The organism is Paenibacillus sp. FSL H7-0735, assembly GCF_038008505.1.
GTDB lineage: Bacteria > Bacillota > Bacilli > Paenibacillales > Paenibacillaceae > Paenibacillus_AQ > Paenibacillus_AQ odorifer.
The window spans coordinates 5,973,720-5,987,611 of sequence record NZ_JBBOZH010000001.1 but is presented as its reverse complement, the minus strand read 5'-3'; the positions used below and the strand labels follow the sequence as shown (position 1 = coordinate 5,987,611).

Sequence of the window (13,892 nt, the reverse complement as noted above, 5' to 3'; positions counted from 1 at the left end):
GGAGGTGAGCGCGTATGAGTGAAGAACCTAAAGTATCGGTGATCATCCCATTTTATAACTGTTCGTATGTGGATCTCGCCATCCAAAGTGTCTTGAATCAAAGCTATCCGAATATAGAACTCATTGTAGTCGACGACGGTTCTACCCTATGGCTGGAGAAGTTGACTCCCTTCCGTGACAGGATCATTTATATACAAAAGGATAATGGCGGGACGGCCTCTGCTTTGAACAAAGGGATAGAAGTGGCTACCGGAACGTATTTTGCCTGGCTCAGTGCAGATGATCAATTTCACCCGGATAAAATCAAAAACCAAATAGAAAAGCTCAAAAGTACGGGCACTTTGTTTAACTATACAGCCTATTATTATATAAATGAGCAGGGAGAACGGATCTCAGATACGGTAAGTATGCTTTTTAGCAGCAGGGCCCATTTTATTGAGACTATGATGTTGGGTTGTCCGGTGAATGGGAGTACAGTTCTTCTTCATATGGATATATTTCGTGCTGTAGGAACGTTCGATGAAATGTTGTTATATACTCAAGATTATGATTTATGGCTGCGTATTTTACCGCATTTTAGCTGGTCTTATATTGAGCATCCGCAGCTTGATTATCGAGTGCATCAAGAGATGGGCTCAGTGATTCATAGTGAGGCGCAGAAAAGAGAGATAGAACTGGTACAAGCAAAACATCACGGGGTTCTATCGCATCTGCTGCTAAAGGAGAGAGGGGAATGAAATTAATATTTCCTGTTCTAACTCTATCTAGGGGCGGAGCACAACGGATGCTGGCAGAACTGGCTAATCGTCTGTCAGAGATCGGTCATGAAATTACGATCCTCTTGCCCAGCGATGGTGTCGTTGAATACGAGATAAATTGTGAATTGCGTTATGCGGCAGATGATGATTTGTCGGCCAGCGATTTTCCAGTGGGGGACGTGATTGTCTCCAACTTTTATACCACAGTCGAGGTATCGCAGCAGGCAAGTAATGAGGGGAAAGGGATTCATATTCGCTTAGCACTTTGCTACGAGCCCACTTTTTTACCTGACAATAGCCGTTCTTTTGCATCTTATAGTTTAACCAGCAATCTGCTCGTACTTTCCCGCTGGCAGCAAGAAATCGTCCAGATGAATCATGGCATTAAGGGGACAATCGTGCCCATTGGTGTGAATCCTGTTTTTAGAAACCTGAACATTCGTGAACCTGAAAATAAGCTTGTAGTTTCCGCGGTTATGCGAAAGCCGGAGGGAGGATTCTCAGGTCATCGTGAACAAGATTATTTGCTTGAACAGTTAAATCGGGTCAGAAGACTTCATCCAGAAGTTGAACTTTATTTGATTATTCCTCCTGGTGAATTTGCTGAGTCGACTACACTGCAAACTTTATTAATGGATGAAAGATATCATATAAGGACTCCTGCAAATGATACTGAACTTTGTTACCATTATAGTGAGAGTGATATTTTTGTAAGCTCAAGTACGTATGATACGGGATCGCTACCAGGCATCGAGGCTATGCGTTGTGGAGCAGCACTCGTTACTGTTTACTCCGGTGGGAATATGGAATATGGCAGGCATGGCCACAACTGCTTAATGTCCTACCGGTTTGAGAATCGGCTCGCGGATGATATCTTAACCTTAATTAAAGACCCGGATTTACGCCAGCGGCTGGCTCGTAAGGGGGAGCAGGATTCACAGCATTTCACTTGGGAAAAAAGCACACAATTGTTTCAGAATGCACTGTTTGAGATCGTAGCGAGGAACTCTTAGTAATATGTCCTTAAAATATAAAAAACCTTCAGTACCACTTGAGAAGTGGCTTGAAGGTTTTTTTGCTTGATTTCGGTTAGAAGATGGCGTATGAATTCATCATTTCACGAAAAGACTGCGCATACTTCTCGGTTCCGAAGCGTGAGACCATATATCCTCTTCCTTGCTGACGGAGACCCTCTCGCAGAGGAATATTGTTCATAAGCTCCAGTCCTTCGTTGACGGCAGTTGGAATATTGCCAAGCGGGTAAAATTTACCCGTGACATTATGAACAATAAAGGATCTGACACCATCGGAATCTGTACTAAGTACTGGACAAGTGCAGCAAATCGCTTCGGCAACAGCATATCCAAATCCTTCTGTAATGGAGGTGGCTAACAGGAATCCACCAGAATTGGCTATCGAGGAATAATAAATCGGCATTACATGATTAGGAATATTGGTAAAAGTACTTAGACGATCATTCAGCCCTAAGGCGTGTAGCTCCTCCTGAAAGGATTGTTTTTGATCCTCTGCGGCTAAATTAGGATCATGGAACATCCACAAATGAAGATCTGGTTTATAAAGGCGAATTTCATGGGCGATTCTCAAGTATTCCCGCCAATTTTTATTGCTCTCTAGCCGGCCTACCCAAGCGATAACCGGATTAGCCGGAGGTTCAGCAGGGATATGCTGAAAGGACTGGACATCAACAATATTCGGAATTACATAACGATGCAGCCAGGGACAGATTTCAATAAACAGCTCCAACAAATGATCGGTTGGCGGGATTAGTACCGCATTACAATAAGAACGTAAATAAGGGACAGCATCTCTGATCAGAGTTTCCGCATGACTGCGTTTTCCAAGGCCTTGAGATTCGTATATCATAATACCGCGGTAACCGAGTTCACGCAGACGTTTCAGTAATAAATAATCTGATGTAACAATAATAGCATCGTAATTATGGGTATCCAGCAAATTTTTAATTTCTTCATCTGAAGATGAGACAAATACCGGAAAATTGGTCGTATTCTGGCCTGAACCCGGCATTAGATATAAAACATGGCATTCGATCCCACTTCGCTGGAGACTTTCACATCGCAGCTTATTTAATGTCTCCACCCCGCCACTCGGTACATAAAACGTAAATAGAACTTTCATGCACAAGCCTCCTGACTTTTGCGGAGCAATACCGACTTGTTGAGATATGGCTTACTGTTTATAAGATACGCCGATCTGCACTCGCGGGTGACGGTCAAAGTGGCATAGTTCCAAATCCTTTCAGGATAGCTTGTTCTTCAGAAGGTCATCCTAACGATCGTACACTGCACACATACAACATTAGAGATGGAGGATGAATTCATGTTGCGATCCAAGATCAGTATGTCAGTCTCAGCTGCATTGCTTCTCGGCTTGGTGAGTATTACAGGGTGTGGAACCAATACGGCAGAAAAATCTAATGTGCAAACCAATAGTGTCCGGGGAGTAGATGATGGGCGTATTGGTGTAAATTCCGTACGCGGTGGCACGCATAACATCACTAAGATGGAAGTTAGTCAGGAGCTTGCAGACCGGATTGCTGCTATGCCTGAAGTCCGTTCAGCGAATGTAATGCTTGCAGGTAAAAGCGCGTATGTAGCAGTAACTTTAAATGATGCAACTGCTGGCTTGCGTGCCAAAGGGACTCCATCGTATCGGGCAAAATCTTCAACCACTCCTCACAATTATGGACCGACTGGCGTAATGTCTGGTACAGGAAGAGTGAAAATTGGCCGTGATGGAATGAATGATACTGGAGCCGTAACAAATGGTATGAACGGAGCCTTAAGAGGTACTGTAAATACAGTTCCTGGTACAACAAGTACTGGACCGGCAACCAGAAATGGAATCAATGGTATGGGTAATTTGGGAGCGGGTATGTTGGGTACAGGTACAGGTACTATGGGAACAGGTACGACAAGAAACCATACTTATAATAATGGTCCTCTGCTGAACAGCGATGGCTCGAAACATGATGTAGATATGGGGATGGGAAAAGGTATGGGAACTGGAATGGGCATGCGCAGTACCACTCCTAGTACCCATGACACGAATTACAGAAGTAATTCGACGCATATGTACAACACCAATAGCACGAATAACTCAAATAACACCATAAATACAAGAGAAACAGAAACAGTTACCAAAGCAATTAAAGATAAAATTGCTGCAGAAGTTAAAAAACATGATGCGAGAATTAAGGATGTATACGTATCAGCAAATCCTGACTTCGTGGAACGCGCTAATGTTTATGCTGAAGAGGCTCGTGCTGGTCATCCGATAAAAGGATTTGTGGATGAATTCCGTACCATGGTTGAACGAATTTTTCCAACACGTAATTATTAATGATTTTTGTGATCTAAATAAAAAAGCAACAATCTCACCATCTGGAGAGAATTGTTGCTTTTTTGTTTGGAGCTAATTTTATGAAGTGGTGATTGGACGTCCGCCGATCCATACGCCGCAAATATTAAATTCAGCATCAAGGCGCAGGATATCGCCGCGTTTTCCAGCCTCCAAGGAACCAATGCTACGCTCCATTCCAATGGACGCCGCTGGCGTAAGGCTTGCAGCACGGGAGGCTTCTTCCAAGCTGAGTCCTACCTCTTGGATCAGATAACGGAAGCCGCGAATCATCGTTAGTGTGCTTCCAGCTAGAGCAGCAGGATTATCTTTAAGGGTGGCGATGCCATCTTGAACGAGTACAGGTAAATCACCAATTGTATATTCACCATCACTAAGTCCAGTTGCAGACATGGCGTCAGTAATCAGTAATAAATTGTTCTCTTTCTTGAGACGGGTCAATATAGAAATGGCTGCGGGATGAACATGAATCCCGTCGGCTATAATCTCTGCGCGAATGCGTTTATCGAACAAAATAGCTCCAGCCGCTCCAGGTTTACGGTGATGTAGGGGTGTCATCGCATTGAACATATGCACAGCTTGGTTAAGTCCAGCATCTGCTGCGGCAATAACCTCTTCAAAGGAAGCATCCGTATGCCCGAGCGCTGCAGTTATACCGTGCTTGCGCAGCCAGAGAATAGCTTCGAGGGCACCTTCACGTTCCGGAGCAAGCGTGACTTGCCGGATCATTCCTGGATAATCGTTCTCCCATTGTGCTAGCCACTCAATATTGGCAGGAACAATATGCTCTGGATTTTGTGCGCCGGACCATTTCGGGCTGATGAAGGGTCCTTCCAGATGCATGCCTGCAATTTGTGTGTAAGGCATTTCAGCAGCACGATAAGCGCTGACTTCGGAGAATACTTGGTCAATAGCAGACTTGGAAGCGGTCATGGTTGTAGCCAGCATTGTTGTTGTTCCTTGGGAACTATGGAACTTAGTGATGGCATTCAGCGATTCAGTATCACTGTACATAAAGTCGTGGCCAGCTCCACCATGAACATGTACATCTACAAATCCGGGGATCAGAAGATCCGTTGCTTGACCACTGGCAGGCCAATGAGCGTAACGCTCTGGGAGCCAAGCCGCATCGCCAGCATAGTGGATCTGCTCTCCAGATACGGCAATCACACCATGCTCAATTAAACCTTGGGGAGTCAGTACCTTACCGAACAGCAACTGTTCTAGTTCTTTATTTATTTCAGCCATTTGCCTGCTCCTTCATCTACGAGAACGATTACATTTGGATGGCTCTGCAGCAAGGATGCAGGGCATTGGGTTGTAATCGGGCCTTCAACAGCATTGCGGATGGCTTCAGCTTTGCCGGCACCACGAACTAATAAGAGAATTTGGCGTGCTTTTAGGATGCCTCCAATGCCCATTGTGATCGCTTGCCGAGGTACCTCGTCCAAACTGTCGAAGAATCTGGCATTCGCTTCCCGGGTATCATCAAGCAGGTCAACGACATGGGTTTTGCTGCTGAGGTTAGCATCGGGTTCGTTGAATCCAATGTGGCCGTTGCTGCCAATACCGAGAATCTGCAAGTCAACGGGTCCGTTTTCTTCCAGCATTTTATCGTATGCAAGGCATTCTGCTTCCATATCCGCTGCGTTTCCGTTAGGGATATGTGTCTGTCCTGGATCAATATCTATATGGTTAAATAATTGCTCGTTCATGAAACTGCGATAGCTCTGTGGATGGTCGACAGGCAAGCCAATATACTCATCCAGATTAAAGGAAGTTGCTTTAGAGAAACTCACAAGTCCTTTTTGGTGCATTTCAACCAATTTGGCATAAACACCAACTGGGGAGCTTCCGGTCGCAAGACCGAGCACGGCTTTAGGATTGCTTTGCAGCAGGCTGGCGATAAGATTCGCACCCGTTTGTACGAAATCTTCATCACTATGGAACTTTAGAATATTCATTAGGATTGTCCTCCTCGTTTGTTTCGGTATTGTTGGACATTGAGATAAGATTGCTCCAGTCTAGGAATAAAATCCCCAAAACGGGTGCTGACCATTCCAGTGAACAAAATATCAATGATGTGAAGCTGAGCTATGCGTGAGGCCATGTCTCCCCGGCGCATACCTTTCTCCAAAGATGAGGAGAATAGGGGGATATCCGCCAGAGTAGCCAAGGTGCTGCTGCCATAAGAGGTTAGTGCGATAGTGCTTGCTCCGCTAGCCTTCGCACACATCAAGGCATCAATGGTCTCGGGAGTCTCTCCCGAATAGGATACTGCGAACACGACATCACCTTCGGAGAGTGATGAAGCAGAGGTAATCTGCATATGGGAATCAGCAAAAGCAGTGCAATTTACGCCTATGCGGATCAGCTTCTGATAGAAATCCTGAGCAACAATGGAAGAGGTCGCCATCCCGTATAGATCAACGCGGCGTGCTTGGCACAATAAATTAACTGCTGCCTGCAGTCGCTCCAGATCTAACAGGGAAGTAGTGTCCCTGATGGAGGTCAGATGGTTCGTCTGCATCGCTTCCACAATCACGGAGAGTGGGTTGCCTGCTACAATATCTTGATAAGAAGAGCCACCATCCTGCGGCGCGGCATCACTATGAGCAATTTCTGCTGCCAGCTTCACCTTGAAGTCGGGGAAGCCTTTAAAATGAAGCACCTTACAGAAACGTGTGATCGTTGCCGGGCTTATTCCGCATTGTTCTGCTAATTCTGTAATGCCCATATGAACGATTTCGCCTGGTGAGGAGAGAATTCGTTCAGCCAGCTTTCGTTCCATTTGAGAGAGCTTGGCCTTCTCATGCTCGAGTGCATGCAGTATTGGGGACATCCATTCATCCACCTCGTTTCAATGGGGTATTGAAATTATTTTTATAATTATTAACTAAATGTAGAAAATTATTTTCATACTTAGGATAAAACAAATTCCATTCGGAAGCAAGGGATAAAAATGAATACTTGAGGGGAATATGCAAAAATAAAAAACGGCCTACTCGCAGAAGGCTGCAAAGTGGACCGTTAAATGATGTAATTACGGAGATATAAGATAAAAGGGATGCTATACTGTATTGCGTTCTATAATACGGTACTCAAGCTTGCGGTGAACGGGTTGTCCATCATTTCGCTGGATCTGATCATAGATAATCCGAAAAGCGGATATGCCCATTTCAGTTAACTGATTATCTACAGTGGTCAGACCTAACGTTCGGCCGATAGGCTGATCATCAAATCCGATGACGGCCAGATCCTCAGGAATGCGGATACCCTTTTTCCAAGCTTCGATGATTAAACCGGCCGCTATATGATCGCCTGCTGAAATAATCAGGGCATCAGGACGATTCTTCATCTGCAGCAGTTGGTGTAGTACGCGGGCACCGTCCTCTTCGGTCACACAGTTATAGATCATCCATTCATCAATGTAAGGCTGATCTGTAGCCGCCAGAAAGTCTCTAAAGGCAATTTGTCGGATAGAGCTGCTGCTGCCGTATGGTCTTCCTTCACAGTAGCCAATATGGCGGTAACCTTTATCATTCAAATATTGAAGGCCGCTGCGAAAAGCAGAATAATGCTCAATATATACAGAAGAAAATTGGCGTTCTCCTCTATCCTGACATACCACAATAGGGCCATAAGCTGTATATTCTTCAATAGCTTCTGAGCTCATTGTTGAAGAGACCATAACCACACCGTCAATTTCTTTATTGCGCAGCATCTCAAGCACCTTAATTTCTTCTTCAGTACGATAATCGGTTTGGCACAGAACGAGCCGGTATTGAGCCAGCAGTGCTTCTTGAGCCAAGCCTGCTATAATGACTGAGAAATAAAATAAGTTGGTATACGGAATAATAACAGCTATAGCTTGAGTCCGCCCAGTGATCAGATGCACAGCGTTCATATTACGCGTGTAGTTTAATTTTTCAATTGTAGTTAGAACTGCGGTTCGTTTGACTTCACTTACATAAGGGTGATTATTGAGCACCCGCGAGACTGTTGTCACGGAAACACCAGCCATACGGGCAATTTCTTTAATATTAGCCATTAGAGTACAACAGCCTCCCTTTGGTGCTTGTGTATAATCATTTTATTTTATCATATTGTCCGCAAATAACCTCCCAAATAAAAAGCTTGCTATGGAATCCATTTCATAAATTAGACTGTAAATGCAAGAGATTACCGGACTAAACCGGCGTAACCACAAGGGCGTGACGGACCGGTAGATCTATTGTATTAATAAAACTAAGCTGTTCGTGAAGCTTTTGGCGATCTGTTCCGAAGCAGCTCCCACACAATAAACAGCAGGACAAGCAGCTGTGGAAGCAAGGTTTCCCAAGTTGGATACATGCCAAGCCAGTTAATTGAAGGCAAGCCCTCTTGTACATGCGCAGGAAGTTTGCCAGCGACCTGAAGCGAGTGAATGCTCTCCCCAAGAAAGCGGAATACTAGGTAATAAATAAGAATTGTAGCTGTACGGAAGAAGGCGGCAATCGGCAATTTTGCACTCAAGGCAATCATTGCATAGCCTACAATACCAAGAATAATCAGAGCACATCCAATCCCAAGCAGTAATTGAGACAGCTTGATGGATGGAGCCATGCCCACATAAAAAATAGTAGTCTCTGCACCTTCACGTAAAATCGCAAGCGCTGCAACGGAGGACAGTGACCAAAGGTTTCCTTTGGCCAGCGCGCCATCAACTTGCCTACCCACGTAGTTGTTCCAGTTCGCAGTGTTTGATTTGCTATGCAACCAGCGTCCGATGGTGAGCATCATAACTACCGCGACAAGACCAGTAATCCCTTCAATCATCTCCCGCGCTCCCCCGGAAGCTGCCCGAGAAATGGTATAAGTGAGCACAACAGCCAATCCGATACTTGCAGTGAGGCCGACAGCTGCACCGGACCAGATCCATTTTTGCGCTTTGGCGTTGCCATCACGTTTCAGGTAAGCAAGAAGAGCTGACAAGACGAGAATAGCCTCAAGTCCTTCGCGCAACAGAATCAAAGCGGCATCCCAAGCATTATAAGTGGTCTCACCAGCCAAAGGCGTTAGTTCACTAAGCATATTGTCCATGATGGTTAAAGCTTGATCCAGTTTAGGTGGATTTGAGAGCAGGTAACCTGTGACAGCCGCACTCTCGTTTTCGATATTGTTGTAGACTGTTGGTGAGGCGATCTGGACTTGCCCTTCGGCAGAAGGCCAGGCTACGATGAATTGCTCCATGATGTTAGCGGCCTCTGTGCTGTTATTGTCTTTGGCAGCGGAGGATGCTTTGTTCAGGTAGTTGATTAATCCCTCTATAGAAGCTGGTTCACTGGAAGTGTCCCCAGCGTCAATGGTTTTGCCTTCACTGTAATCAGCCAGCAGCTGATATAGTGCTTCTGCTTCCGATTTCGCCGACGCCTCACGGAGCGGTTCAGCCTGCAGCGCAATCCGCAGCAGGCTTATTCGCGTCTCCAGCAGGCTGTAGACGGCGGAATCGTCCGCCCGGATGTTGCGCTCCGCCGGCTTCCATCCGCTGACGATGTCGCGGTACGCTGCCGCTGCCGCGCTCCAGTCGGCGCTGCGCGCCGCATCCCGCGTGCGTTCCGCCGCGGGCAAAAGCTTCGCCGCCGTCTCGCGTCCGGCGGCTCCAGTGTCACCGCCGACCGTGCCGGAGGCGGCGGTGACGTACGCGTCCACGCTTCTCGCGAGCGTGGACAGTGCGGTTTTGGCGGGCTCGCCGCCGCCCGCCGCAAGGGCTTTCGCCGCGTCTGCAAGCGCGGCGTCAACGGCAGCAGCCGGACCGGCGAGTGCCGGGTCCGGCGTGCCTGTGTTCGCGGTGCGCCACAGCGCAGCGAACACTTCTACATCGGCGGCGGCCGCGTCCCAGCGGCTCTGGCCGGCTTCGACGAGCGCGCTGCCGACCGGCGGCAGGAGCTCGTCGACCGTGCCATCGCCCTCCGCCCCCGCGGGGCTGGAGAGCAAAAGCATACACAAAAAGCCAAAAAGAATCAGCAAGGCAACCTTTGGCATTTGCCGTTTAGGATGCGTAAGAGATAACATCGGGATAATCCCCCTTCAATAATGGACAGCCATAAATTTAGCTTAGTAGTGTTTCCCCGATAAAGCCGCCACTGCGGATACCCGGGAAGCAGGCAAATACCGCGCTGCCGGTGTGAGTCATATATTCGTTCAGGAGATCAGTCTTAGAGAGGCGCTGCTGAATGGCAACGAATTGTTTCATTAAATCACGTTGAAAGCTTATGAATAACAAACCTGCATCAAGCTGGCCCGTGGTGACATCCAAACCGCTGGAAAAAGAGTAGGAGCGGCGCAGCATTTTGACTGTACCGTCACCATGCGCCAATGCGGAGTGTGAATTCGCCGGAATGACAGGTTTCCCGAAAGCGTCCGCCGCTGAAAGATCCAACTCATCGAATTCATCCTTAGCTCCGAGTGGAGCTCCGGTGTGACGATAACGCCCGAAGGTAGCCTCCTGATCACTTAGCGAAGACCGATCCCAGACTTCAATACGCAGACGCACCCGGCGTACCGCCATATAAGTGCCGCCGCTCATCCAAGAAGGACCGTCACTGCTGCTGTTCCAGACCACTTTGTTCATTTCAGCGTTATCAGTTGTATCGGGATTGCCCGTGCCGTCTTTGAAACCCAAAAGATTGCGTGGCGTAGCCCCCTTGGGATCCGCTGCTCCAGTGCGTTGAAAACCTTCCTGTGTCCAGCGTAGTACAGCAGTCCCCCGGGCAATACGAGCCAGATTGCGGATCGCATGAAATGCAACCTGCAGATCATCGGCACAGGCTTGCACACAAATATCCCCGCCACACCATTTCGGATCAAGATTGTCACCCGCAAATGCCGGAAGATCGGCCAATAGGGCTGGGCGTTTCGAAGCTAAGCCGAATCTTTCATCAAAAAAGGAAGGGCCAACACCAAAGGTCAGCGTACACCGTGCAGGGTTTAGCCCGTCCGCTTCCCCGGTGTCTGAGGGCGGAAGATTGGGATTGTCATTTACGTCACCAATAAGCTCGCCAGTAGTAAGAGCGGCAGCGGCAGTGGTCCATGCTTGCATTAGTTTTTTCACATCGGCCAGTTTGGTTGTGGTGAAATCAAAGGCAGCAAAATAAATAAAGTTTTGTGCAGGTGTCAAAATTCCCGCCTGATGGCTCCCATAAAAAGGAATGGAACTGGAATCACCTTCTGCGGCTTTCGTTGGCTCAGCTACAGCATTACGCGCAGCTATAATTCCACCGACACCTCCGCCCCCTAACAAAAGACCAAGGCCAGTGGCGCCAGTAAGCCGCAGCATATCGCGGCGGCTTAATTTTTTACCAAATATAGGCTGGTTCTTCGATTGATCATTAAGAGGGGGACTTTCAGGATTACCTGGTACTCCAGTGAACTTGTTATGTTTATTCATGAGGGTCACACTCCTAGAATAGTTCCCATGTTGGACAATGGCTCAGCCAAGGCGTCCAAATTCTGACTCAGTTTACGTACTTCATCTTCTTTCAGCTCTTCATAGGAAACATATCCATCTCCGGATTTGAAAGGGGCAAGCTCAGCTTGCAAGGCAGCGAATCGTTCACCAATGGTTTTTTCAAGATCGGCATCCTTTTTAGCTAGTTCTGGTTTTAACAGCTCGTATATCTTTTGCGCGCCCTCAACGTTTGCGACGAAATCATACAGGTCTGTGTGCGAGTAACGTTCTTCCTCTCCGGTTACTTTGGAGGAGGAGACTTCATTTAAAAGCTCAACAGCACCAGTTACGAGCAGATTCGCGTCGATCTCAACGGTCTCAACTTTCGCACGTAACAGCTGTGCATCCTTCAACAATTGGTCAGCAACTTCTGTCATATCTTTAGTTGTATTGTCCTGCCAGAGTGCTTTCTCAAGCTTGTGGAAACCGCGCCACTCTGCCGCATCTACATCATTTTCCCGGGCATCGATATTTGGGTCCAAGTCGCCAAGTGCTTCTGCAATAGGCTCAATCCGTTCATAATACATGCGGGCAGGAGCATAGAGCGCCTTAGCCTCATCAATCTTGTCCTCTTTTACAGCGTTGGTGAAACTCTCTGTTTGCTTAACAAATTCATCACATTGCTGGATGACGTATGTGCGATATTGATCTATAGCTGACGTGAAGTCAGCGGCGGCAGTCTCCGGTGTGTTGGTAGCCGCAGCAGTCGTCGGTGTGTTGGTGGCTGTAGTGCTGTTGGTAGCAGTATTTGTAGAATTGTTGTTATTGGCACATCCGGTAAATAGTATGGAGGCTGCAAGCAGACCTGCAGGCACCGCATAAGTAAATTTCATTAAAAAAACACCCCTTTTTTATATCTAAATGATAATCGTTATCAATTATGCTGGACTTATCATAAGTCCGTATACAATTACTGTCAATATAAAAATGTGATGTATCTCATTGTAATAATTGCCCGACAAAAAACTCCCAGGGTTGGGAGTATGGTTTGTGGTAATGTATCCGATTACAATTGAAAAAGCAGAATAGTAACCGCCCCAGCGAACAAGCGAACGTACACAGTACTATGTAATCGGCCCAACTATTCTCTTCGCATATTCAGCAACAACGAACTCAGCTCTAGCCCCAGCGAACCTTTGCGCGTACGCAGCAGTAAAGGCCCCAGCGAACCTTTATGCGTAGTCAGCAGTAACCGACAAGTTGATCTTTGGGCATACGCAGTAACTAAAGGACTCAGATGACACTAAATGCAGCATTATTCGATATTTGAGTCGCTATCGGACCGCATAGTCACTATTGACTTGAAAAGTACCGAATATGGGCCTGTTTCTAAGGAATAGCGTCACTGGAGTCCGAAACTTCGCTCAAAAGGCGATAAATTTGCAAATAACGCCATCTGGGTCCGAAAGCCTCAGTAGGGGCTGATGAATACACTATTGGAGCGGGCAGCCGACGGTCCACAACATAAAGCAGCGATTCCCATTAATGGCGAATCGCTGCTCTATATTGTTTACGATGTTTAAATGAAGCGAACCGTCTCATTTATAGTTAATTAAGCTGTTAATGCGACAGTCCCATTCTTTGAAGGTTTGATCTGCTTAAGAATAAGATCAAAGGTCATCTGCTTTTTATCGTTCATTATGGGATTCATGATCGGCAGAGGGTTGGTTTTCGAACACTTCTGCAGCTTCCTCTGCAGAAAATTCAGGTTCGAATTTACCTACGAGTGGTAATTTGTTTAATTTCGTAGTTTGTACTTCTGCTTTGGTGGGTTGATTGTTTTTTGAATGGCTCATACATACACCTCCTTTAATAAGGAACAACAAACCGTAGTTTACCCTGAAAAAAGATGTTCTTATTCATGAAAATTTCAGGCTTTTGCATTTGAATGAACTAAGCCCATTTTATAATTGTTACAGCACCATTAACATCAACAATACATAATATGTTTTGACTGTATCCCTTTACCTTGTTATACCAAACAAACCCAGGGCAAGGAGGGGTGACACCATTGAAGGGGAACGAACACCACAGCAAATTTCTGTTGACTCATCGTGAGCGCGAAGTTTTTGAGCTTCTCGTGCAGGACAAAACGACTCGTGATATCGCTGGCTTATTATTTATCAGCGAAAAAACAGTTCGAAACCACATTTCCAATGTAATGCAAAAACTAAACGTTAAAGGCCGTTCACAAGCGGTTGTCGAGCTGATCAAGCTTGGGGAGCTGAAAATATAGCTGGCCATGT

The 13,892-nt window shown here is 46.6% G+C and carries 13 protein-coding genes; 4 read left to right on the top strand and 9 right to left on the bottom strand.

The genetic code is table 11. From position 1 onward, the window contains the following. Positions 1-14: 14 nt before the first annotated feature. Complete coding sequence (locus NSS82_RS27080) at positions 15-737, top strand: glycosyltransferase family 2 protein (RefSeq protein ID WP_036679696.1); 723 nt, start codon at positions 15-17, stop codon at positions 735-737. Then, the gene (locus NSS82_RS27075) at positions 734-1,771 is read left to right on the top strand and encodes a glycosyltransferase family 4 protein (RefSeq protein WP_076272757.1); all 1,038 of its coding nucleotides are present in this window, start codon (positions 734-736) and stop codon (positions 1,769-1,771) included. Before NSS82_RS27080 ends, NSS82_RS27075 begins: the two co-directional genes overlap by 4 nt. A 76-nt stretch (positions 1,772-1,847) precedes the next feature. Here the strand turns inward: NSS82_RS27075 and NSS82_RS27070 are convergent, their stop codons facing one another. Continuing rightward, on the bottom strand, positions 1,848-2,915 hold the full coding sequence (locus NSS82_RS27070) for a glycosyltransferase family 4 protein (RefSeq protein WP_036679693.1): 1,068 nt from the start codon (positions 2,913-2,915) through the stop codon (positions 1,848-1,850). Positions 2,916-3,116: 201 nt separating this feature from the next. Between NSS82_RS27070 and NSS82_RS27065 the strand changes: the two genes are divergently transcribed. Beyond that, entirely contained in the window at positions 3,117-4,139 is a 1,023-nt protein-coding gene (locus NSS82_RS27065) for a YhcN/YlaJ family sporulation lipoprotein (RefSeq protein WP_076272758.1), read from the top strand. 78 nt (positions 4,140-4,217) lie between these two features. Here NSS82_RS27065 and nagA read toward each other — a convergent pair whose 3' ends face one another. From nagA to NSS82_RS27025, 8 genes are all read right to left on the bottom strand, one after another. Then, on the bottom strand, positions 4,218-5,405 hold the full coding sequence (nagA, locus tag NSS82_RS27060) for an N-acetylglucosamine-6-phosphate deacetylase (protein ID WP_036679691.1): 1,188 nt from the start codon (positions 5,403-5,405) through the stop codon (positions 4,218-4,220). After that, the gene (nagB, locus tag NSS82_RS27055; RefSeq protein WP_036679689.1) at positions 5,393-6,121 is read right to left on the bottom strand and encodes a glucosamine-6-phosphate deaminase; all 729 of its coding nucleotides are present in this window, start codon (positions 6,119-6,121) and stop codon (positions 5,393-5,395) included. The genes nagA and nagB overlap by 13 nt, the downstream gene beginning before the upstream one ends. Further along, entirely contained in the window at positions 6,121-6,999 is an 879-nt protein-coding gene (locus NSS82_RS27050) for a MurR/RpiR family transcriptional regulator (protein WP_036679688.1), read from the bottom strand. The genes nagB and NSS82_RS27050 overlap by 1 nt, the downstream gene beginning before the upstream one ends. Before the next feature lie 228 nt (positions 7,000-7,227). Continuing rightward, positions 7,228-8,208, bottom strand: a complete 981-nt coding sequence (locus NSS82_RS27045; protein WP_036679686.1) for a LacI family DNA-binding transcriptional regulator — start codon at positions 8,206-8,208, stop codon at positions 7,228-7,230. A gap of 197 nt (positions 8,209-8,405) precedes the next feature. Continuing rightward, positions 8,406-9,848, bottom strand: coding sequence for an FTR1 family iron permease (locus NSS82_RS27040; protein WP_254924636.1), 1,443 nt, complete (start codon positions 9,846-9,848; stop codon positions 8,406-8,408). 400 nt (positions 9,849-10,248) lie between these two features. Continuing rightward, positions 10,249-11,586, bottom strand: coding sequence for an iron uptake transporter deferrochelatase/peroxidase subunit (efeB, locus tag NSS82_RS27035; protein ID WP_036679684.1), 1,338 nt, complete (start codon positions 11,584-11,586; stop codon positions 10,249-10,251). Positions 11,587-11,591: 5 nt separating this feature from the next. After that, positions 11,592-12,479 carry an iron uptake system protein EfeO gene (gene efeO, locus NSS82_RS27030; protein WP_036679682.1) on the bottom strand — a complete coding sequence of 296 codons (888 nt, stop codon included), beginning with the start codon at positions 12,477-12,479 and terminating at the stop codon, positions 11,592-11,594. A gap of 795 nt (positions 12,480-13,274) precedes the next feature. Further along, positions 13,275-13,442 carry a hypothetical protein gene (locus tag NSS82_RS27025; RefSeq protein ID WP_169744806.1) on the bottom strand — a complete coding sequence of 56 codons (168 nt, stop codon included), beginning with the start codon at positions 13,440-13,442 and terminating at the stop codon, positions 13,275-13,277. 215 nt (positions 13,443-13,657) lie between these two features. On the opposite strand from NSS82_RS27025, the gene NSS82_RS27020 reads away from it, so the two are divergent. Beyond that, positions 13,658-13,882, top strand: a complete 225-nt coding sequence (locus tag NSS82_RS27020; protein ID WP_019908812.1) for a helix-turn-helix domain-containing protein — start codon at positions 13,658-13,660, stop codon at positions 13,880-13,882. The last annotated feature ends 10 nt before the right edge of the window (positions 13,883-13,892 follow it).